This is a genomic window from Prevotella scopos JCM 17725, assembly GCF_018127785.1.
Classification (GTDB): domain Bacteria; phylum Bacteroidota; class Bacteroidia; order Bacteroidales; family Bacteroidaceae; genus Prevotella; species Prevotella scopos.
Map to the genome: position 1 here is coordinate 1448765 of NZ_CP072390.1, position 21264 is coordinate 1470028.

Annotated in this window: 17 protein-coding genes; 10 read left to right on the top strand and 7 right to left on the bottom strand. The window is 41.6% G+C overall.

What is annotated here, in order from left to right:
* Positions 1–181 precede the first annotated feature (181 nt).
* Together folP and cdaA are read left to right on the top strand one after the other, a co-directional pair.
* Positions 182–1024 (top strand): dihydropteroate synthase, encoded by an 843-nt coding sequence (gene folP / locus J4856_RS11415; RefSeq protein WP_025837816.1) that lies wholly within the window; start codon positions 182–184, stop codon positions 1022–1024.
* A gap of 120 nt (positions 1025–1144) precedes the next feature.
* Entirely contained in the window at positions 1145–1921 is a 777-nt protein-coding gene (gene cdaA / locus J4856_RS11420; protein WP_025837813.1) for a diadenylate cyclase CdaA, read from the top strand.
* A gap of 151 nt (positions 1922–2072) precedes the next feature.
* On the opposite strand, the gene J4856_RS11425 is transcribed toward cdaA, so the two are convergent.
* Positions 2073–3818, bottom strand: coding sequence for a GNAT family N-acetyltransferase (locus J4856_RS11425; protein WP_025837812.1), 1746 nt, complete (start codon positions 3816–3818; stop codon positions 2073–2075).
* Positions 3819–4360: 542 nt separating this feature from the next.
* On the opposite strand from J4856_RS11425, the gene pta reads away from it, so the two are divergent.
* Positions 4361–5410 carry a phosphate acetyltransferase gene (pta, locus tag J4856_RS11430; protein ID WP_025837810.1) on the top strand — a complete coding sequence of 350 codons (1050 nt, stop codon included), beginning with the start codon at positions 4361–4363 and terminating at the stop codon, positions 5408–5410.
* A gap of 111 nt (positions 5411–5521) precedes the next feature.
* The gene (locus J4856_RS11435; RefSeq protein ID WP_025837808.1) at positions 5522–6727 is read left to right on the top strand and encodes an acetate kinase; all 1206 of its coding nucleotides are present in this window, start codon (positions 5522–5524) and stop codon (positions 6725–6727) included.
* A 383-nt stretch (positions 6728–7110) separates the two neighbouring features.
* Here the strand turns inward: J4856_RS11435 and J4856_RS11440 are convergent, their stop codons facing one another.
* Positions 7111–7875: a UDP-2,3-diacylglucosamine diphosphatase gene (locus tag J4856_RS11440; protein ID WP_025837806.1), complete on the bottom strand. Its 765-nt coding sequence runs from the start codon at positions 7873–7875 to the stop codon at positions 7111–7113.
* A 153-nt stretch (positions 7876–8028) separates the two neighbouring features.
* On the bottom strand, positions 8029–8349 hold the full coding sequence (locus J4856_RS11445; protein ID WP_004361640.1) for a metal-sulfur cluster assembly factor: 321 nt from the start codon (positions 8347–8349) through the stop codon (positions 8029–8031).
* 218 nt (positions 8350–8567) lie between these two features.
* Here J4856_RS11445 and J4856_RS11450 point away from each other — a divergent pair, with 218 nt between their 5' ends.
* Positions 8568–9446, top strand: a complete 879-nt coding sequence (locus J4856_RS11450) for a hypothetical protein (RefSeq protein ID WP_083130756.1) — start codon at positions 8568–8570, stop codon at positions 9444–9446.
* A 255-nt stretch (positions 9447–9701) separates the two neighbouring features.
* On the opposite strand, the gene radC is transcribed toward J4856_RS11450, so the two are convergent.
* Both radC and J4856_RS11460 read right to left on the bottom strand, forming a co-directional pair.
* Positions 9702–10388: a RadC family protein gene (gene radC, locus J4856_RS11455; protein WP_025837801.1), complete on the bottom strand. Its 687-nt coding sequence runs from the start codon at positions 10386–10388 to the stop codon at positions 9702–9704.
* Positions 10389–10510: 122 nt separating this feature from the next.
* On the bottom strand, positions 10511–11551 hold the full coding sequence (locus J4856_RS11460) for a glycosyltransferase family 2 protein (protein WP_025837798.1): 1041 nt from the start codon (positions 11549–11551) through the stop codon (positions 10511–10513).
* 286 nt (positions 11552–11837) lie between these two features.
* Between J4856_RS11460 and J4856_RS11465 the strand changes: the two genes are divergently transcribed.
* From J4856_RS11465 to J4856_RS11480, 4 genes are all read left to right on the top strand, one after another.
* The gene (locus tag J4856_RS11465) at positions 11838–12605 is read left to right on the top strand and encodes a DeoR/GlpR family DNA-binding transcription regulator (RefSeq protein WP_065367704.1); all 768 of its coding nucleotides are present in this window, start codon (positions 11838–11840) and stop codon (positions 12603–12605) included.
* Positions 12606–12653: 48 nt separating this feature from the next.
* Positions 12654–13853, top strand: coding sequence for a 1-acyl-sn-glycerol-3-phosphate acyltransferase (locus tag J4856_RS11470; protein WP_025837796.1), 1200 nt, complete (start codon positions 12654–12656; stop codon positions 13851–13853).
* 6 nt (positions 13854–13859) lie between these two features.
* A complete protein-coding gene (locus tag J4856_RS11475; protein ID WP_025837793.1) occupies positions 13860–14549 on the top strand; it encodes a NigD1/NigD2 family lipoprotein in 690 nt (229 codons plus the stop codon).
* 177 nt (positions 14550–14726) lie between these two features.
* Positions 14727–17369, top strand: a complete 2643-nt coding sequence (locus J4856_RS11480; RefSeq protein WP_083130754.1) for a C10 family peptidase — start codon at positions 14727–14729, stop codon at positions 17367–17369.
* 165 nt (positions 17370–17534) lie between these two features.
* Here the strand turns inward: J4856_RS11480 and kbl are convergent, their stop codons facing one another.
* The gene (kbl, locus tag J4856_RS11485; protein ID WP_013264183.1) at positions 17535–18722 is read right to left on the bottom strand and encodes a glycine C-acetyltransferase; all 1188 of its coding nucleotides are present in this window, start codon (positions 18720–18722) and stop codon (positions 17535–17537) included.
* Between the two features lie 178 nt (positions 18723–18900).
* Here kbl and J4856_RS11490 point away from each other — a divergent pair, with 178 nt between their 5' ends.
* Positions 18901–19854 carry an NAD-dependent epimerase/dehydratase family protein gene (locus J4856_RS11490; protein ID WP_025837790.1) on the top strand — a complete coding sequence of 318 codons (954 nt, stop codon included), beginning with the start codon at positions 18901–18903 and terminating at the stop codon, positions 19852–19854.
* A gap of 198 nt (positions 19855–20052) precedes the next feature.
* Here J4856_RS11490 and J4856_RS11495 read toward each other — a convergent pair whose 3' ends face one another.
* A complete protein-coding gene (locus J4856_RS11495; RefSeq protein ID WP_234967218.1) occupies positions 20053–20886 on the bottom strand; it encodes an SPFH domain-containing protein in 834 nt (277 codons plus the stop codon).
* Between the last annotated feature and the right edge of the window lie 378 nt (positions 20887–21264).

The following is a 21264-nucleotide window of genomic DNA, read 5'->3' on the forward strand; positions in this document are numbered from 1 at the left end:
TACAACACAAATAATGCCCTATCCCATGTTACTACCACCGCCTTGTTCTTCTGTTACTATGTCTTAACGCGTCCCCTATTACTCTGTTACCCTGTCTTCATATTACCCAGTCTCCCCCACTACATCAAATTTCTTAATTCAAAATTCACATATATGCTACTTTTACATTACCTTTGCGGATATGGAAAGTATGAACTTTGGGGCAGACATAAAGCCCGTTAACTATACTATCAACGTGCGGGGACAGCTCCTCGACCTGAGCCATCCGCTCGTTATGGGTATCATGAACGTGACACCTGACTCTTTCTTTGCTGATAGTCGGGTACAGACGGAGGAAGCTATCCGTCAACGTGCGCATGAGATTATGGCAGAAGGAGCAAAGATCATTGACGTAGGAGCTTGCTCCACACGTCCTAACAGCGAACCTGTCAGCGAAGAAGAAGAAATGCGTCGCCTTGCTTTTGCCCTCCCAATCATCCGAGAGGCAGAGCCTGATGCAATCATTTCTATTGACACCTTCCACGCATCAATTGCCAGACGTACTATAGAAGAGTTCGGAGCCGACATCATTAATGATGTTGAAGAAGGCAAAGACTCCAACATGTTCCCTACTGTCGCCGAACTGGGTACACCTTATATATTAATGTCAACAGCTGCCAACCTGCATGACATGCTCATCAACTTCTCACGTGAAGTACAAGAGTTGCGCGCCTTAGGACAGAAAGATATTATCCTCGACCCAGGCTTTGGCTTTGGCAAAGGAGCCGTAGACGGTAATTATACGTTGTTGAGTGTGATGGAACGATTGCAGGTTATGGAACTTCCCCTACTCGTTGGTATCAGCCGTAAACGTATGATTCACCAGCTCTTAGGTATAACAGCAGCCGAGAGTCTGAACGGCACAACCATACTAAACACCATTGCCCTCATGAAGGGAGCCAACATTCTCCGCGTTCACGACGTTCGTCCTGCCGTTGAAGCGGTGAAAATCGTTGAGGCAATGCGACAGAATGCTGAGCAATAAGAAGAATTCAACATATTAATTATAAACCAATAGACACCCTACGTTTCACCCACTGTCAGCATCTAATTCCTCCACCGCATGAGAGGGAACCACGGCGACACGGGTAGTAACTTTGCTATTATGTTTTTCCCATTTGGAATAAAAGATGTAATCGACATCGTGCTGGTAGCACTGATGCTCTACTATATTTACCGATTGATGAAGGAGTCACGCTCGCTAAACGTCTTTATCGGTATTATGGTATTCGTTATCACGTGGCTCATCGTGAGTCAAGTCTTGGAGATGCGCCTCTTAGGTAGCATCATGGACAAACTTGTTTCGGTGGGTGTCATCGGTCTGATTGTCCTCTTCCAAGAAGATATACGCCACTTCCTTTATAGCCTTGGTGCCCACAGAAAGATAAACAACATTATGAAGTTGTTCACCAAGAAAGGGAGCAAAAAAGAAGTTGACAAGGAAACTATTATGCCTATCGTTATGGCTTGTATGAGTATGAGCCGTGGAAAGGTCGGTGCACTGATTGTTATTGAGCGTGGTGTAAAGTTAGAAGATATCGTTGAGACAGGCGACCTGATTGATGCTCGTATTGATCAACGCCTCATTGAAAACATTTTCTTTAAGAATTCTCCACTTCATGACGGTGCGATGGTTATCTCTAAACGTCGTATCAAGGCTGCTGGTTGTATTCTTCCTGTGAGCCACAAGCAAGATATTCCAAAGGAACTTGGCTTACGACACCGTGCTGCAATGGGTATCTCGCAAGACTCTGATGCCTTAGCTGTCATCGTTTCAGAGGAAACAGGGCGCATCAGTGTTGCCTTACGTGGCGAGTTCCAACTCCGCCTTTCTGCCGAACAGTTGGAAAGTATCCTTACTAAAGAGATGGCGTTTGGGTGATGGATATTGATGAATACTTATAAAGGGTATATGATTTGGGTGTTAATGTATAGTCATAAACTTGCTATCCATTAACACCCAATTTATTTACCAACATGTTCCCTCAGATGCGCCAAACTTCAACACATCATCAACACCCAACACCCAACACCTAATTCAGCATCAGATTCATCTCAAGTTTATCATCCTTAAAGATATAGTCAGCTAATTCCGCAATCGTTAACACTTTCGTGCCAGGTAATGGTTGGTTGGTTTTAACAACATGCCCTTGCTTGATTTGAAAATAACTATTATTCTCAGGAATATCCGAATCATCATAAACACGAAGATTCTCTGTACACGCTGGACGACGCCTTGCATAAAGCTGCAAAGCTTTTTCAGCGTTAATAACACGTATCATTGCAGGAATATCCTTTGTCTCTCTACGAGTTTCTGGGTCAATGGCCAATGATATACGATCATCCTCTTTGATAATATCAAAACCCTCTTCATTGTGCAGAAGCACACAATCCCTTGTTCGTTGCCAGCTATCAAAGGTTGCGAAATCCATATTATTCACATCTTTTGGACCAGGTGTACAAGTGATATTACGTGTATAACCACAACGACCATACCAGTCATAGAGCCATTCTCCCGCAGGTATTAATGTCGAAAAGACAATATCCTTATAGAAAAGGCGGAAGTGTGCCTGTGACATTAAGTTGTTACCCATATTCTGCTTGCGGTACTCCTCCTTGACACTCACACCACTAATATAAGCCGTTTGTACCTCCTCATCATAATACTTCAGCGTATAGGGGAGTGTCTGAAGGGCAGCCACCGTGTGCTGATTGACCTGACAGATAACATTATATTCAGGCTTAAAAACACGTGAGAAATAGAGTTGAATAAAGGGTTCTGCGTCATGGAAGGTGTCACGCCACAAAGCAATGGTTTCTTCTTTAATCTTTTCTTGTGACTCCTCCTGTGCCAAAGGATATTTCTCCATGACCACACTCTTCTCCAAAAGGATGTCTGGTTTATAGGAAAGTTTCGCATAACGGAGTCCTTCTATTCCAAGGTCTTCCTCACGATTCATATATTCATACTGCTCTGGAAGATGCTGCGCAAACTCCTGATTGATAATAGAGAATGCTCCTTCGTATGCCGTATCAGCCTTTTCCACACAAACATCGAACACCTTATCCGTGATAGGACAGCCGAAAGTAAAGGCTATCAGCTTTCCATCAACCCATATCGTACCACCAATGGCACCAATTTCATCCCATAAGTCGAAGACACGTGTCATAGAACGAAGTTCTTCCGAGAGTTCCTCCGTCTGCTCAGTATCTTCCTTCGTGACGGCTCTCCAGTTTTCTTCAACCGCTATACATTCAGGAATCATGTCCTTTGTAAGCGGGCGATATTCATAGTCCGGGTAGTTCTTACGGAACTTATTGCAGTGGTTACGTTTTCCTTGAAGTTTCTTTCCAGACAAGGTCGCGAGTTTCTCACGCGTATAGATGTAGTCAAAGTGGTCACGATCTGGTTTGATATAGAAAGTGTCAGGAAAAGTCTTCTCCAAGATATTCGTCATATAAGAACATACGCCGAGCATTAGGAAGGGATGTCCCAATGTGACAGCATCATCTCTCATCTGACGAACAACAGCTACAAACCGCTCCTTCATAGCATCATCCCATTTGCATTTCCACACAGGAGCCATGTAAGCAAGGTGATGCCCCGTATAAAAACGAAAAATCAAAAATCCATCAACTTCAGCTATTTGCGTATTATATAAGAAACGCCATGAAATGATGTTGGCAAAACTTAAATCGCAATTCATACGTTCGCCACACAACGTATAACTTTGTATCAAGTCACGGTCAGTTGTCTTGACATCATGAAATTTAATCATAGTGATATTTGCTTTGTTTAGAATACAAAGATATACAGAAAACATAAGACATCCAAAAACAAGCTTGTTTTTATAGTAATCTCCTAAAACTTAAAAACAGAGTAATCTATATACCAAGTCATGCCATAAGGAGATAAAAAGGTTTTGGTTATTGAGTGCGAAGTTATTTCCCCTACACTATATGGACTAAAATGATACTACAAATCTCTACAATCAATAAGCGAAAACCATCCTAACAATACATTAAAATTCATCTAATCCTTACTTCAAATGGTACGGACCCTCAGCACCATCCGTGCGGACCCTCAGCACCACATGTGTCCTATACTAAAAAACTTGGAGAAAATGGGAAGTAAGATACTTCTTTATCATTAAAACAATTAGAAGATACCAACGGCTCAAATCTACAGAAAATGCTTGTCAGTAACCAATACATTATTTTATAAGAGAAAACAATCATTATGTTTGGAACTACAACTTTATTTTGCTATCTTTGCATAGCAAAAACGAAAATTATACTAATCATATTTTAAAAGACATATATGGACTTATTAGAGCAAATCGTTGCACGTGCGAAAGCAGACAAGCAGCGTATCGTGCTCCCCGAGGCAGAAGAGGAGCGTACCCTGAGGGCAGCTGACAGAGTGTTGGCTGATGACATCGCCAATCTGATCCTCATTGGAAACCCAACTAACATTCATAAGCTTGCCGCAGAATGGGGGCTTAAGAACATTGACAAGGCTACCATTGTTGACCCAGAGAACAATCCACAGAGCGAAGAATATGCTGAGAAATTAGCAGAATTACGCCAAAAAAAGGGTATGACTTTAGACAAAGCTCGCGAACTTGTTACAAAGAACAATCTTTACCTTGGTTGTATGATTATCAAGACCGGTGGTGCTGACGGACAGATTTCTGGTGCCCTTTCTACTACTGGTGACACCCTTCGTCCTGCGTTGCAGATTATCAAATGTGCACCAGGTATCAGCTGCGTGAGTGGTGCTATGCTTATCCTCACCCACGAGGAGCAGTATGGTGAGAATGGTATTGTCGTTATGGGCGACGTTGCTGTTACTCCAAACCCTACGGCTGACCAGTTGGCACAAATTGCATATACCACTGCAGAGACTGCAAAGAGCGTTGCTGGTTTTCAGAATCCATACGTTGCGATGCTAAGCTTCTCAACAAAGGGTTCTGCACAGGATGCTAAGGACCGTGAGACAGGCAAGAGTGTTTATATTATCGATAAGGTAGTTGAGGCTACAAAAATTGCCAAAGAGAGGTTCCCTGACTTGAAGGTTGATGGCGAGCTCCAGGCCGACGCTGCATTGGTTCCAGCTGTTGCAGCTAAGAAGGCACCAGGCTCAGAAATCGCAGGTAAGGCAAACGTACTTATTGTTCCTAACCTTGAGGTGGGTAACATTGGCTATAAACTGATTGAGCGACTTGGTGGTGCAAAGGCTATTGGTCCAATCCTTCAGGGTATTGCTCGCCCTGTAAACGACCTCTCTCGTGGTTGCTGCGTTGATGACATCTATTATATGGTAGCCATTACAGCATGTCAAGCACAGGACGCTAAGAAACAATTGTAGAATCAGAAATGATGATTTAGGAGTACTAACAGTGTCTTAGAAATCCCTACAGATGATGAAGTCCTAGATAAGTAACACCTATATCATCCTTCTAAAATAATAATTCATTATATGAAGATATTAGTTTTAAACTGCGGCAGTAGTTCCATTAAGTACAAGTTGTACGATATGGCAGATGAATCTGTATTGGCTCAAGGTATTGTTGAGCGTATCGGACTTGACGAGGCATTTATTAAGGTAAAACTTAATAATGGTGAGAAGAAGCAGATTATGGCTGACCTTCCAACCCACAAGGAAGGTGTAGCACTCGTATTCAAGGTGCTTCTCGACCCAGAACTTGGTGCGCTTAAAAGCCTTGACGAAATTGGAGCAGTTGGTCATCGTATCGTACAAGGTGGCGACCTCTTTGAGAAGAGCTGCATCGTAACCAAGGAAGTGGAAGATGGTATTGAGAGTCTTATCGACCTTGCACCTGTTCATAACGCTGGTCACTTGCGCGGTTTGCGTGCTGTGGATGCTTTAATGCCTCACACTCCACAGGTAGTTGTATTCGACAATGCTTTCCACAGCACAATGCCTGACTACGCTTACCTCTACGCAGTACCTTATGATCTCTACAAGAAATACCATGTTCGCCGCTATGGTTTCCACGGTACGAGTCATCGCTACGTATCACATCGTGTTTGCGAGATGCTTGGTGTTGACATTAAGACACAGAAGATTATCACTTGTCACATTGGTAATGGTGCCTCTATCGCAGCTATCAAGGGTGGTAAGGTTATCGATACTTCAATGGGGCTGACTCCATTGGCAGGTTTGATGATGGGTTCACGTTCTGGTGATATCGACCCTTCAGCAGTTACCTATCTGATGGAGAAGCTTGGTAAGAAGCCACAGGAGATGGCAGACTTCCTTAACAAGGAGTGTGGTGTACTTGGTATTACAGGTATCAGCTCTGATATGCGCGACATTGAGAACGCTGACAACGCAGGTGATAAGATGGCTCATTTAGCATTACAGATGTACACTTATCGTATCAAGAAATATATTGGTGCTTACGCTGCAGCTATGAATGGTGTTGACATCATCGTTTGGACAGCTGGTGTTGGTGAGAATCAGACTGGTCTCCGTTGGGATACTTGCCAGGATATGGAGTATCTTGGTATTAAACTTGACAAAGAACGCAACATGTGTCGTGGTGAGGAAAAGATTCTCTCTACCGATGACTCAAAGGTTAAGGTTGTGCTCGTTCCAACTGACGAGGAGATTGTCATTGCCCGTGACACAGAAGAACTTGTTAAGAACTTGAAGAAGTAAGAAATACATATATAGGCGTTATTGGTTAGTTTATGATAACAATAAAACAACCGATAACGCCTTAATTGTATCTTTACGTAGGAAATCAGGAATAAAACCTCCTAAAAATGCGAAAGGTAGCTGTCTCACGACAACCACCTTTCTTTTGACTAAACTTAATCTACAAACCTGAGTTTTAATTTTATATTATGAATGCCTTAATTCTTTCTCTAGGCTTAGAGCCTCAATTGTCTTATCTCGGTAATGAATGACAACTCATTCCTCTTAAAGACGATGCAAAGTTACACTTTTGTTTCTTAACCTCCAAATTCTTTTGCGAATATTCACTATTTATACTCAAAAAATCTCATTTTGTCTTTACAAATAGTATATTTTTACGTTTCTTAAGGCTTGCTTTCACCTTCAACATATTCCTCAAGGAACATGTGTTCACCATCAAAAACAGCGTAAGTAAACTGCCATATCCAGTCACCGAGAATCAACAAACGAACTTTGCGTGACAACGTGAGGTCGAGTTCAATATGTCTATGACCATAGATAAAGAAGTCGATGTCTTTATGCGTCTGCATATACTTCTTTGTGTATTGGACGAGAAACTCCTTATCTTCACCCAAGAAAGGAACTTCTTTCCCATCAGTACGCTTCAGTCTGCTTCTTTTCGCCCAATTCAAACCTAACTGCATCCCCCACCATGGGTGGAAAAAGTTGAGCAATCGTTGACAGAAAGAATTATGAAACACATTACGGAGAAAACGAAACTTCGGATCAGGGTCCCCCAAGCCATCACCATGTGCGAGATAAAAGACCTTATCGTATAACTCTGTCGTAATAGGTTTACGATGAAGGATAACACCACACTCTTCCTCCAGATAACCATAAGTCCAGAGGTCATGATTCCCAGTAAAGAAATGAACCTCCACACCCATATCCGTCAACTCCGAGATTTTACCGAGGAAACGGGTAAATCCTTTAGGAACAACATACTTGTATTCGTTCCAAAAGTCGAACATATCACCTAGCAAATAGACTGCAGCGGCCTTATGCTTAATGCTATCCAAGAAGCGAACAAGGCGGCGTTCGTGTGTGCGACGATGCTCTATAGCGAGTGAACCGAGATGTGCATCGGAGAGGAAATAGATATTCTTCATGTCATTGGGTAATGGGTGAAGGGTGGTAAGGGATAATGAATACTCCCTATATTCTGAGGCAATGCCTCAGAAATTAGGACAGAATGGCAGAGATAAGACAGCCGAAGTAAGAAGAGGCTTAGCTGTCTATTGTACAGGGGAGAGCAAACGAACTTATTCGAAGCCTAATTCAACGCGTGCCTCTTCAGTCATCATGCTCTGATCCCATACAGGTTCAAAGACAAGATTGATGTTTGCTGTCTTAACACCTTCTACACTTTCCACCTTTGTACGTACGTCTTCAAGAATGAAATCAGCCGCAGGGCAAGATGGAGAAGTAAAGGTCATATCCATATCAAGGTTGCCCTCATCATCCACATCAATCTTGTAAATCATACCAAGATCATAGATATTCACTGGTATTTCAGGGTCGTAAACGGTCTTCAAAACGTCAACGATTCTTTCTTCTATCTTTGTTTTCTCTTCTATTGTCATAATTAGTGATTCTTTTAATTAAATTATTCTTTTATCAAAGACAGGCACAACAAATACCATAAAAGCTTGCTTTCAAATAGTCGAGCGTAGCCTATCATCTGCAAAGATAGTAATTAAAAACTATAATCACAATAAATCATTGTGGAAAGGTTAGGATCTTTTGTGGGATTACATACAGAAAGTAGTATATTTGCAGTAGATAAATTAATAATATAAAGATGAGCAATCTCGATGAAGAAGTACGTCAATTGCTGCATAAAGGTAAGAATATTGAAGCAGTGCTATTGGTTCATAAAAGCAAAGGATGTACATTATCAGAAGCAAAGAAGTATATTGACAAGCTCAACAGTGGTGACTGTAGTTGGAAAAATCCCCACAACAACTGCGGTTGGAACATCGAGTATAAAGATGGAAAGGTTGAACATATCACTTATAAAGATGACACAGGAATACATACAGCTACACCTGGCAGTCCCGAATGGACTGCTATCCTCATGGAGGCTACTCAGACAGGCAATGGAAAGTCCAGCCATACAGAGTCTGGCAATAAGAAAAATCTATTGCAAAGAATCCTTGACAGCCAGTTCGTATGGCTTTACATATCTCTTGCATTGCTTTGCTTATTAACGCTATTTATCCTTTATATTTACCCCAGCTACTTTGGACTTCATACCAGAGAAGGCTATTGGGGCTTAATCTTACATATCACCACAATTCTTTTATCTGCGTGTATGGCATATCTTTGCTATACTTGGATGCGCCAGAAAGAGGAACGATGGTATTCTCGTTTGAAGTATTTGGTGATGGGGCTTGTTCTAATTTTTATTATTGGAATATGGGGATACGACCTGGCATTAGACCTTATAGAACATGATGTGAGAAATTACGAAGGGACATTCTCACTGAGAGTACATACTCATTATAAGAGGTCTGATGATTATACCATCACATGGGAAGGTGACACTCTGTCTTCTGATAGACAACATAATATTAGCTATGCTCATTTTAAAGAGCTGGAACAATACCGTACAGTACGTGTTACTTATTGGCGGCACACGGGTCTTGTGTGGAGCATAGAGCCTTTAGAAAAGAAGTGAAAGGCTGATTTAATCCCCTCTTTATGATAGAGAAGATGCTATTTTATACTCAACACCATTGGTGCGGAGCATCAACACAACACGTGCGAAGCATCAACACCATATGTGCGGAGTAACAACACATCAGCTAAAGATGGGAAGATAAAGCCGACGTGGTCATTACAAAGAATGTTATCAGACGCTTATGGCTAACCAACATGAGAAATGTTTACCAGCCAACACAAATAGAACACAATTCTTTTTAGCACCTTTCCTCTATAACTTTCCTTCCTCTCGATATGAGAAATACCCTCCATCGGTGAGTATTACATGGTCTGCAAAATGAATATGCAGCAGTTCGCAGGCCTTATGAATATGCGATGTCAGCATATCATCTTCCCTGCTTGGGGTCGTACTTCCGCTTGGATGATTATGACAAAAGGCCAAAACAGTTGTATTCTTCAGCAGCACTTCCTTCATCATCAATCGGATATCGATAGGAGCCATAGTAAGTCCACCGACCGATATACGCTTGGCCTCTATGAGACGGAAATTCTGTTTCATCATCAAAATCCAGCCTTCTTCAATGTCAAGGTCTTGTATCGTTGTGTGCATAAACTGATAGATATTCTCTGCACTATTGAGTATTGGTGTCTCTTCCACTGTCGCTTTCTGCCGTCTTTTACCTAATTCACAAGCAGCAAGGATAGTGATTGCCTTTGCCAAACCAATGCCCTTGTATTGCTCTAAGTCGCGAATAGAAAGCTTTCCAAGTGTATTTAGATTATTATTACAGTCATTGAGAATTCGCTTCATTAGGTCTACCGCACTCTCTTTTGGTGTGCCAGAACCAATCAGAATAGCCAGTAATTCAGCATCACTGAGTGCACCAGCCCCTAGTCTTTCAAGTTTTTCGCGTGGGCGGTCAGCCTCTGCCCAGTGAGTGATAGTGAGTTTTACCATAGTAAAGAAGCGGCCTCTCCCCCGACCCCTCCCCCAAAGGGAGGGGAGTGGTTACCGCCATTATTTATTATTTAGAATGTAGATTCGGTTTAGTAGATTGTTGGTGAATTGTGAATTATGAATTATTTATAGAAGTTTTTTTCGTATGCAGCGAATTCGTCCATGCCACACACGCAACGTTTCCACCACGCACTGATAAAACCACAACCATAGCCGATTAGCTGAATAAAGGCTGCTTCGATACTAAGAAGACCAATGTTAAGACTGTTATTTTGCATAGTTGAATCAAAACAGATGATGACACTGTAAAGCACCAATGGCATCAACCCCATGAAAATGAGGAAACTACCAAAGACATTGAGTATTGGGAAAAACTGCAAGAATAAACCAAACAAAATCAGCAAAACAAGTAAAGCCGTACCAACAGTAAATACCATTGGTAAGAGATGGACAAGTTTTAACGAATCTGGATACTTCTTATAGAGATTGATACGTGCTATACCGGAATTATAAACCTGCTTCCAGAACTTTCTAAAGTCCGTACGACGCTTGTGCCACACCCATGCTTCTGGAAACAATCTACATCGTTTACCAGCCTTGAAGATACGGATTGAGAAGTCAATATCTTCTCCAAAACGCATCTTTGAGAAACCTCCCAACTCTTGATAAACATCACGACGGATACCCATATTGAATGAACGAGGATAGAACTTGTCAAGTTTCTTCTTACCACCACGTATTCCTCCCGTCGTAAAGAACGAGGTCATTGAATAAGAAATGGCCTTCTGTGTGTCGGTGAAAGACTCATGTGCACAATCAGGTCCACCAAAAGCATCGGCTGGTTCACGTTCTAACTCTTCGCTAACAGCACGGATATACCCCTTAGGGAGTACTACATCGGAGTCGAGAATGAGCAGATACTCACCTTTTGCACGCTCAGCACCATAGTTACGGCTCTGTCCCGGTCCTGAATTATCCTTATAATAATAATGCAGGTCGAGCTTGTCAGCGTACTTATCGCATACCTCCTTACACGGAATCTGTGAGCCGTCCTCAACGATAACGACCTCAAAATCCTTCTCCTCCTGGCTGAGCAGGCTCTCCAATAGTTCATCAACCTCATCCGGACGGTTGAAAACAGGAACAATGATGCTGTACTTCATAATGTTGCAAAGATAAATACTTTGTTCGTAAATGACAAGTAATTTGATAGATTATTCGTACAAAAGAATAGACTTTCCTATTCCTCTTCAAATACCTAATGGTAAAGCATAGCTAAAACCGTCCATCGTTACATCAAAGATGAGTATAAACAATTGTTAATCTTCTGTTAAACGAAGAGTTCATCTTTACCCATTGATTTATTTTAACTATATTTGTACAAAACTATTCTTATGCGGTTAAGCGTGACAGGTATCTACTGAAAGCTGCCGAAAACCGATGTTAATTATGACAAAAGAAGACAGACAAAATGCCATTCTCGACCAGCTTCTGACACAGGAGTCCGTATTGGTTTCCGACTTAGCAACCTCCTTGGACGTGTCATTAGTAACGATACGCAAAGACCTTACCGAACTTGAAAAGGCAGGAAAGCTCTATCGAAGTCATGGTAAGGCTATTCTCATCAACCCATTTACCAATAATCGTTCGGTGAATGAGAAAGAGAAGTTGAAGGTGGAAGAGAAACAACTCATCGGAGCAGAGGCAGTAAAACTACTTGTAAAAGATGATTCCATCATCCTTGCATCAGGAACAACTATCCACGCATTAGCTTGTAACATTCATCCTGAGAATAGGCTGATGGTTGTTTCTGCAAGTCTTCAGGCAACAATGACCTTGGCAGGCAACGATAACATTGATATTATTCAGCTTGGTGGTATGGTTCGCCATAGCAGTGTGTCGGTTGTTGGACAATATAGTATGGAGATTTTACGTGGCTGTTCATTCACAAAATTGTTTTTGGGTGTGGATGGTATCGACCTTGACTTTGGTATCTCTACAACCGACATACGTGAAGCAGAACTAAACAGAAGTATGATGCAGGCAGCACAAAAGACTATTGTCTTAGCCGACTCAAGTAAGTTTGGTCGAAGAGGCTTCGCCAAGATTAGCGGACTAGAGGAGGTTGACATCATCATTACCGACTCCAAGATACCGCAGTATATGGCCCGTAAGATAGAAGAAATGGGAATAGAACTAATCATTGCAGGCTCTTAGAGCGTGTAATAAGACATAAATTTAGAAACTTATTAATTATTTACGATTATGAAAATACCATCAGAGTTTGACCCTATCCGTCCTTTCGAGCCGGAAGAATTACCAGCTGTATATGATCGAATTCTTGCCGATAAGCAGTTTCAAATGGTGCTGGCTTACCTCTACCCTGATGTTCCAGCAGAGGCGATAGCAAAAAAGATGCACGCTTGTAAGACAAATCTTGATTTCCAAAAAACATTCTGCTATCCTTTCCTCCAGCGTCTTGTCACGGAGTTGAGCTTAGGTTGTAGCATGGATGCAGTCAATATCAATACACGCAAACGCTATACGTTTGTCAGCAACCATCGTGACATTGTGCTCGACTCTGCCTTCCTCGATAAACTGCTCATTGACGTTGGTTTTAATACCACATGTGAGATTGCAATCGGTGACAACCTCCTCTCACAGGATTGGGTACGTGATCTGGTTCGTATCAACAAGTCGTTTACCGTTGAGCGCGCCCTTCATTCAGTAGAGATGTTACGCGCCAGCAAACGTATGTCAGAGTATATTCACTTCGCTATTGCCGAGAAAAAAGAGAACGTTTGGATTGCACAACGAGAAGGAAGAGCTAAGAACTCTAACGATCTTACGCAACCTGCCATCTTAAAGATGATGGCTATGGGGGGCGAAGGCAGCATCATTGATCGTCTAAAACAGCTCCACATCGTTCCGTTGGCCATCTCATACGAGTACGATCCATGCGACTATCTAAAAGCTCGTGAGTATCAGTTACGCCGTGACATTCCTTATTGGAAGAAGACTGCCGAAGACGATCTTGAGAGTATGTTAGTAGGAATCAAGGGCTACAAGGGACACATCTTCTACAAATGTGCGCCTTGCATTGACGAATGGCTTGACACAGTAGATGAGGACTTACCAAAGAACAAACTCTTCGACGCTATTGCAGCTCACATCGATCACGAAATTCACTGCAACTATAAGCTCTACCCTGTCAACTACGTGGCACTGGATATGATTCAGGACACACGTGTTTACGAAGAGTATTACACTGCGGAAGACTATCAGAACTTCAATGCTTATCTTGATGGTCAGATTGAAAAGATTGAAATTGAGAATCGTGATGATAAATTCTTACGCACCTGCTTACTCACACAGTATGCTTATCCTGCAAAGAATTACATCGCTGCATCATCTGAAAATGGTCGTTTTAAATCGCTACTGAATCGTCTCACCTTTAAGAAATAATAAATCGTGAACTGGTTCAGAAAAACAAACTACAGACTATTGACTATAGTAACGGCACTCGTGTCGTTACTCATAGTCACGGCCTGTGACCACGACTTCTATGAAACAGGCGATGGTGAACTCTCTTATCTACATACTGATTTTGTTGAGGCGAAGACAAACGAATTTTCTGCTTTTACTTCAGCAACAACCGATGACGGCACACAACTGACCTTAAAACCTGCAGTAAAGACACTATGGGCAAAAAGTGCCGATTCCACCTATCGTGCTATACTATATTATAATAAGGTAGAAAATGGCGTTACTTCATCTTTTGCCATCAACCCAGTTGCCGTCTTACACCCACGCTTGGCACTCGATTTTCCAACAATACACACTGACCCTGTTGGCTTTGAAAGTGTATGGATGAGCAAGAACAGAAAATATCTGAATCTTACGCTTAACTTGAAGACAGGGAAGACGGATAACAAAAAGATTGTTCAGGCTTTATCCATTGTCTGCGACTCCATCAAGAAACAACCTTCTGGTGGACGTAACTTCTACCTCCGATTGTATCATCATCAAAATGGAGTACCAGAATACTACAGCAAACGCATTTTCACAAGTATTCCTTTGGACGGTATTAAGCAGATGGACACCATTTATTTGAATATCAATACTTATAAAGGACAAGTCAGTAAGCACTTTGCTTACTAATGATAAGTTCTGGGGAAGAGGTCTTTAAGGCCTTAACTCCCCCCAAAAACGATGAAAGACACCCAATGAAGAAGCATAATCACTTTCGGCACTAACGACCTTTTTGACTTTTTCTATGTAAATTGGATTTTTTTAATGTACCTTTGCAGAAAATAATTCATTTGGTATAAACCTGATATGACAAATTCAATATCTCAAATTAATAGTAAAAAAACTGTCTTTTCAGCACAGAATATCCTATTGAAAAGAAGTTTTCTCATTCTTTTCCTCCTACTTTCTGTAACAACAAACTATGCTGACAATGTTGATTTCAACACTGCTTTACGCATTGCAAGAGCGTATGTAAATACAAGCAAGAAGGATGCCCAAAACATAAAAACACGTGCTGCAGCAACGGCAACACAACAACCTTATTACATTTTCAACGATGAAGCAGGCAAAGGTTTTGTAGTTATTGCAGGCGATGACAAGATGGGTAAGGTGTTAGCTTACAGCAAAGAGGCTTCAATTAACATGGCGAACCTCAATCCCGAAGCACGTTATCTCTTTGACACCTATCAACAGGTATATGAGGAGTTGAGCAAGAATAAGACGCTTACCACACGTGCAGGAGCAGCTACAAAAGCAGCTGATGCTGTGCAGCCTTTGCTAAAAAGCAAGTGGGGACAGGACTATCCATACAGCAAGCAGACTCGTTACATGACGGGGTGTGTGGCTACTGCTGTTGCACAGGTGATGTATTACCATAAATGGCCAACAAAAGGAAAAGGGCAAGAAAGCTACACGGTGAAGTTTGATAACACCGTTCGCTCAGCCGATTTTACAAAGTCACACTACGACTGGGACAACATGTTGCTTGATTATAACCGCAGAAACATTACTACAAAGCAAGAAGATGCAGTGGCTTTGTTGATGAATGATGTGGGTATTGCAACCAATATGCAATACACGGATAGAGCAAGTGGTACGCAGAGCTATATGGCTGAGCGTGCATTGCGCAATTACTTCGACTATGATGCCGCAATGGTAACCAGATCATACGAGGGTGTTGACAACTTTATTGAGATTGTAAAGGAAGAACTCCGCAATGGTTTTCCACTCTACATATCTGGAGATTCGAAGACAGGAGGTGGGCATGCGTGGGTTTGTGATGGCTTTGACGAGGAGGATAGGTTCCATATGAACTTTGGATGGAATGGTCAGGCAAATGGCTATTACTCACTTGCTACTTTGAATGTTACATCTACTGGTAGTGAGTTTAATGGTGCACAACATAGTTTCAATCGCCGACTTCATGTCATTGCGATACATCCTAACAAACCTGGTACACCTAAGATTGATGCTGACATTGCCTATCAGTCGCCTAATATCAACTTTGATTACGGAAGTGATATGGCGTTTGTAGGCGATGCTCCTACAACCTTATCCGCTACTGCTAAGGTCATGTATTCAAGATTTATCAATCAGAGTCAAAGTGAACTTGTGGGCGATATCGGTTTGGGAATCTATGATCAAGAGGGCAAATTAGTAAAAGTAACACCTTATGGACAAGATGGAAGGAAGATATTTACTAAGGACCGATTTGTCTTTAACGAAGGTAAATGGGTTTCAGGAGGTGTGATAGATGATAAGATAACCTTCACACTCGACTTTACAACACTTACCGACGGCATCTATTCACTCTATCCTATTGCGGCAAGAACACAGGAAGACGGAACACTCGGAGCTTGGGCGAGAATGAAGAAGGCTCCACGTATTGTGATGAAGGTGAAGAATGGGAACATCAGCTACTTAGAATTGCCATCGACAACAACGGCTTACCAGCTTACAACCAACCCAGGGTTTGACAACAAAGTGATGCCGGGTGAACCGAATGTACTCCGTCTAAACATCCGCAAATTAGATGCAAATTTCTTCAACGGAACCATAAAGGCAGAACTTATCAATAGTGAGAATAAGGTCGTATTTACCACACAGACGGATGAGATAGTTGACTTTGATGTCTATACGACCAAGCGTGTTAGAATGCCATTCAACCTTCCTTACGACATTGCTTCGGGTACTTATCATTTGCGTACGACCATCACCAATGCCGACAACGTAAGCTGTCAGGTACGTGAAAATGCTTCACAAAAACCTTATACACTCACAATTGAGGCAAAGAGTCAGGCTGATATCTTCTCAAATGCGATTGTTTATGCGCAAGATAACGAGGAAGGAAGTGTGCAAATGGAGAACTTTGATGTATCAAGAAGTCCAACATTCAGACTCGTATGTATTGCATATCTTGCAAAGAACGTACAATACAAGGGTGGTCTGACGCTCTACCTTATTGATACTGTGACAGGTATGTCTATCCAAGTAACAAAGAAGCCACTGCAGGTAGACCTCACACAGGTTGATGATATGACGATGATAACCAGCGAATGGATTGACCCAAAGACTGAAAAATTCATCAATAACCGTCGTTATCGAGTGGCATTGTTTGGTGTGGTAGACGGAAAGAATGTCGACTTATTACCAATTTCAACGAGGTCACCTTACCTTTCCCTTATCAATGGACCGCATGACAAATATCCTGAAGGAGGAACAAATGGTGTGGAAGAAGTGAGCGTCAAACCGACATTACAATTCGTTGACGGATGCTTACACATACAACAGCAGGGCTTGAGGCGTGTGGAGGTATATGGTATGAATGGTATATTGGTAGCAAGTAGTGCTGCGAATGGTACCGACAACCTTAACCTCTCCATTCCAAAGGGAACCTACGTGGTACGCATCATCACACAAGGAGGTCGTTACACAAGTGTTATCCGATAAATAACTATCCTATAACAAAGAGCGAGTACCAGTTTTGGCACTCGCTCTTTGTTTATCTTTTACTATTGCATTCGTACTCAACACCTATGGTGCTTACCAACAACACCACACGTATTAAGGTTAAGCACCAATGGTGTTGAGTACTAATCAGTATCTACAAGTAGATTATTTCAATACACCAAGTTCCTTACCAATCTTGATGAAAGCGTTGATACACTTGTCAAGTTGCTCACGATTATGACCAGCTGAGAGCTGAACACGAATACGAGCCTCGCCCTTTGGAACTACTGGATAATAGAAACCAGTTACATAGATACCCTCCTCAAGGAGTTTTGCTGCATATACCTGAGACAACTTAGCATCGTAAAGCATTACCGCACAGATAGCACTCTGGGTTGGTTTAATATCAAAACCAGCAGCCATCATCTTGTCACGGAAGTAGTTAACGTTCTCAACTAACTTGTCGTGAAGTTCGTTGCTCTCCTTCAACATCTTGAATACTTCAAGGCTGGCGCCGATAATACATGGTGCAAGTGAGTTAGAGAAGAGGTAAGGACGACTGCGCTGACGAAGCATGTCAATGATTTCCTTGCGGCCAGTAGTAAATCCTCCGAGTGCACCACCAAAGGCTTTACCAAGTGTACCTGTGTAGATATCCACACGGTCGTAAGTCTTGCAGAGTTCGCTAACGCCATGACCTGTTGCGCCAACAACACCGGCAGAGTGAGACTCATCAACCATCACAAGAGCGTTATACTTCTCAGCGAGGTCGCAAATTTTGTCAACTGGAGCAACGTTACCATCCATTGAGAACACACCATCAGTAACAATGATGCGGAAACGCTGTTCCTGTGACTCTTGTAGACAACGCTCAAGATCAGCCATATCTGCATTTGCATAGCGATAACGCTTTGCCTTACAAAGGCGTACACCATCAATAATTGAGGCATGGTTGAGCGCATCAGAGATGATAGCATCCTGATCGGTGAGCAATGGCTCAAAGACTCCACCATTAGCGTCAAAGCAAGCAGCATAGAGAATAGTGTCTTCTGTCTTGAAGTAATCAGAGATGGCAGCCTCAAGCTCCTTGTGACTGTCCTGTGTTCCACAGATAAAACGAACAGAGGACATACCGAATCCTCGTTTGTCCATCATCTTCTTAGCACCTTCTATCAAACGTGGATGATTAGAAAGACCAAGATAATTGTTTGCACAGAAGTTTAAAACCTCCTTACCTTTTACTTCGATTGCCGCACTTTGAGGACTCTCAATGATTCTTTCCTCTTTGTAAAGTCCTGCTTCTTTAATCTCAGCAAGTGCGTTACTGAGATGTTCTTTCATCTTACCGTACATAACATTAGATTTTATTTATTAAAAAGCAAAGTAACTTATAAAAATTGAGAAAAAGGACGTTGAGGAGTTTTTTTTTACTTCACAAGCTGATTTTTTAAGAATTTTAATACGTAAATGTAGTATAATCAACAAAAATATGCTTACTTTGCAGCCATTATATACAAACTTAACAATATTTATGAAAAATGTTTTGGTTATAGGCTCTACAGGTCAGATTGGCTCAGAGCTTACCAGAGAACTTAGAAAACGTTATGGAAACGACAGCATTGTTGCTGGTTACATCAAGGGAGCCGAGCCTAAAGGCGAACTGAAAGAAAGCGGCCCATCAGCAGAAGCCGACGTTACTAACCCAGAGATGATTGCCGATGTTGTTAAAAAATACAACATTGACACCATCTACAACCTTGCCGCATTACTCTCTGTAGTAGCAGAAAAGAAGCCGCAATTAGCTTGGAAGATCGGTATCGATGGTCTTTGGAACATCTTGGAAGTGGCGCGTGAGAACAACTGTGCGGTCTTTACTCCAAGTTCTATCGGTTCATTCGGTTTGAGTACACCTCACACACAGACACCACAGGACACTGTTCAACGTCCTGGTACAATCTATGGTGTGTCAAAGGTTACCACAGAGTTGCTCAGCGACTATTACTTTAAGAAGTATGGTGTTGACACTCGTTCAGTACGTTTCCCAGGTTTGATTTCCTACGTAACACCTCCAGGTGGTGGTACTACTGACTATGCAGTTGACATCTATTACGCTGCTGTTCGTGGTGAGAAGTTCGTATGTCCTATCAAGAAAGGAACACTGATGGACATGATGTATATGCCTGATGGTTTGCACGCAGCTATCTCATTGATGGAAGCAGATCCAACACGTTTGGTTCACCGCAATGGTTTCAACATTGCTTCTATGAGCTTCGACCCTGAGGAAATCTTCAATGCTATCAAGCGTTACAAGCCAGAGTTTGAGATGGAATACGACGTAGACCCACTCAAGCAGGGTATTGCTGACAGCTGGCCAGACAGCCTTGACGACAGTTGCGCACGTGCTGAATGGGATTGGAATCCTCAGTATGACCTCGACGCAATGACTGTTGACATGCTGAAGAACCTTGAAGCTAAGTTGAAATAAGCTGGACAAACATAAAGAAAGATTATAATAAGCCTGAAAAAGACAGAATTGTAAACGTCTTGAACATTTATAAAGCCTTCAGATTATCTATAATCAACATATTATAAAATAACAAAGAGGTGGTTACCATTAAGGCAATCACCTCTTTTCGTTTATATAAATGTTCCCTCAGATGCGCACTTTGCATCTTAACTTCATTTATCTACGGATATTCCACATCGGAGTTTCACCACCTCCGAAGAGAACATCTATGTTTGCACCATTCTTCTTCTCGATGACATCCCACGCACGCAACTGAATAAACTGTGATGGTGAAAGGTTCAACTCTGTCATATAAGCCTTATCAGCCACAGCCTTATTACGCTCAGCCTTCGCACGAGCAAGCTCCATCTCAGCACGCTTCTCCTGTGTCTGCTTTGCTTGAATACTTGCTGCGGTCTTGTTCATTTCCTCCAATTGCTCCTTGTTAGGCATCACACGGTCGGTAATTACCTGTTGAATATCAATTGGGAAGTTTGCCTTTCGTGACAAAGAGGCCACATACTGACGCATAGACTGCTTGATACGGTCATCAAATTTAGCAAGTACTTCACGATTACTCATCAAGTCGAATGGTGAACAAGAGGATACATACTCACGCACCTTATTGCGGAAGTAAGGTTCGATAAAGTTCTCAAACCAGTTCTCTCCATAGTTCCTTAACAAGTCAGGAGTCTGTCCTTTCTTCACTTGAATAATCATATACATATTCACATCAAGTGGAGTATTGTCATTTGAGAGCAAGTCATCAAACTGGAACTGCATCTTCTGTGGTAAGATATTGAAGTAAACTGCAGTCGTTGTTGGTGCAATCAGCGTGATAGAGTTTACAGGCTCGTCAGCAACACGCGTACTACCAAAGAAGATAGGCTTCATCTTCAACGCAGCTTCTTGATCATAAGAAGGATTCACAAATGAAAAGAATGCAAGACTAGCAATGCAAAGAAAGCCAACAAGTACTGCAGGAATCAATATTTTTTTGGGGCTATTCATATCAAAGAAATCTTTAAGATTAAAATTAGAATATTGTTCAACTGAGTGTTTAGAATTGATTTTCATATCAGAAAGGATTATAACACTGTAATTAAATATAGAATCTTATTTTTGCAAAGATAGTAAAATAATAATATGTAACAAAGAATCTTATCTTCAAAAACAATTGTTATCCTCTAATTAATTTTGTAGGAGGAATCCCAAATCCTTAATTACAATCATCCATAAAAACAACAAAACGAAAGATACTAACTTTCTAAACGAAATAAATACCACAAAAAGTGTTAAGCGTTTTTGGTACTTTCAAATAAATTAGATACCTTTGCTGCGAAAAGAAACAAAACAATTTTGAACGATAGTCAAAACATTTAACACATA

Coding starts and splice junctions, on each gene's coding strand:
- folP (WP_025837816.1), top strand. CDS start 182: ATGGAAAGTATGAACTTTGGGGCAGACATAAAGCCCGTTAACTATACT.
- cdaA (WP_025837813.1), top strand. CDS start 1,145: ATGTTTTTCCCATTTGGAATAAAAGATGTAATCGACATCGTGCTGGTA.
- J4856_RS11425 (WP_025837812.1), bottom strand. CDS start 3,818: ATGATTAAATTTCATGATGTCAAGACAACTGACCGTGACTTGATACAA.
- pta (WP_025837810.1), top strand. CDS start 4,361: ATGGACTTATTAGAGCAAATCGTTGCACGTGCGAAAGCAGACAAGCAG.
- J4856_RS11435 (WP_025837808.1), top strand. CDS start 5,522: ATGAAGATATTAGTTTTAAACTGCGGCAGTAGTTCCATTAAGTACAAG.
- J4856_RS11440 (WP_025837806.1), bottom strand. CDS start 7,875: ATGAAGAATATCTATTTCCTCTCCGATGCACATCTCGGTTCACTCGCT.
- J4856_RS11445 (WP_004361640.1), bottom strand. CDS start 8,349: ATGACAATAGAAGAGAAAACAAAGATAGAAGAAAGAATCGTTGACGTT.
- J4856_RS11450 (WP_083130756.1), top strand. CDS start 8,568: ATGAGCAATCTCGATGAAGAAGTACGTCAATTGCTGCATAAAGGTAAG.
- radC (WP_025837801.1), bottom strand. CDS start 10,388: ATGGTAAAACTCACTATCACTCACTGGGCAGAGGCTGACCGCCCACGC.
- J4856_RS11460 (WP_025837798.1), bottom strand. CDS start 11,551: ATGAAGTACAGCATCATTGTTCCTGTTTTCAACCGTCCGGATGAGGTT.
- J4856_RS11465 (WP_065367704.1), top strand. CDS start 11,838: ATGACAAAAGAAGACAGACAAAATGCCATTCTCGACCAGCTTCTGACA.
- J4856_RS11470 (WP_025837796.1), top strand. CDS start 12,654: ATGAAAATACCATCAGAGTTTGACCCTATCCGTCCTTTCGAGCCGGAA.
- J4856_RS11480 (WP_083130754.1), top strand. CDS start 14,727: ATGACAAATTCAATATCTCAAATTAATAGTAAAAAAACTGTCTTTTCA.
- kbl (WP_013264183.1), bottom strand. CDS start 18,722: ATGTACGGTAAGATGAAAGAACATCTCAGTAACGCACTTGCTGAGATT.
- J4856_RS11490 (WP_025837790.1), top strand. CDS start 18,901: ATGAAAAATGTTTTGGTTATAGGCTCTACAGGTCAGATTGGCTCAGAG.
- J4856_RS11495 (WP_234967218.1), bottom strand. CDS start 20,886: ATGAATAGCCCCAAAAAAATATTGATTCCTGCAGTACTTGTTGGCTTT.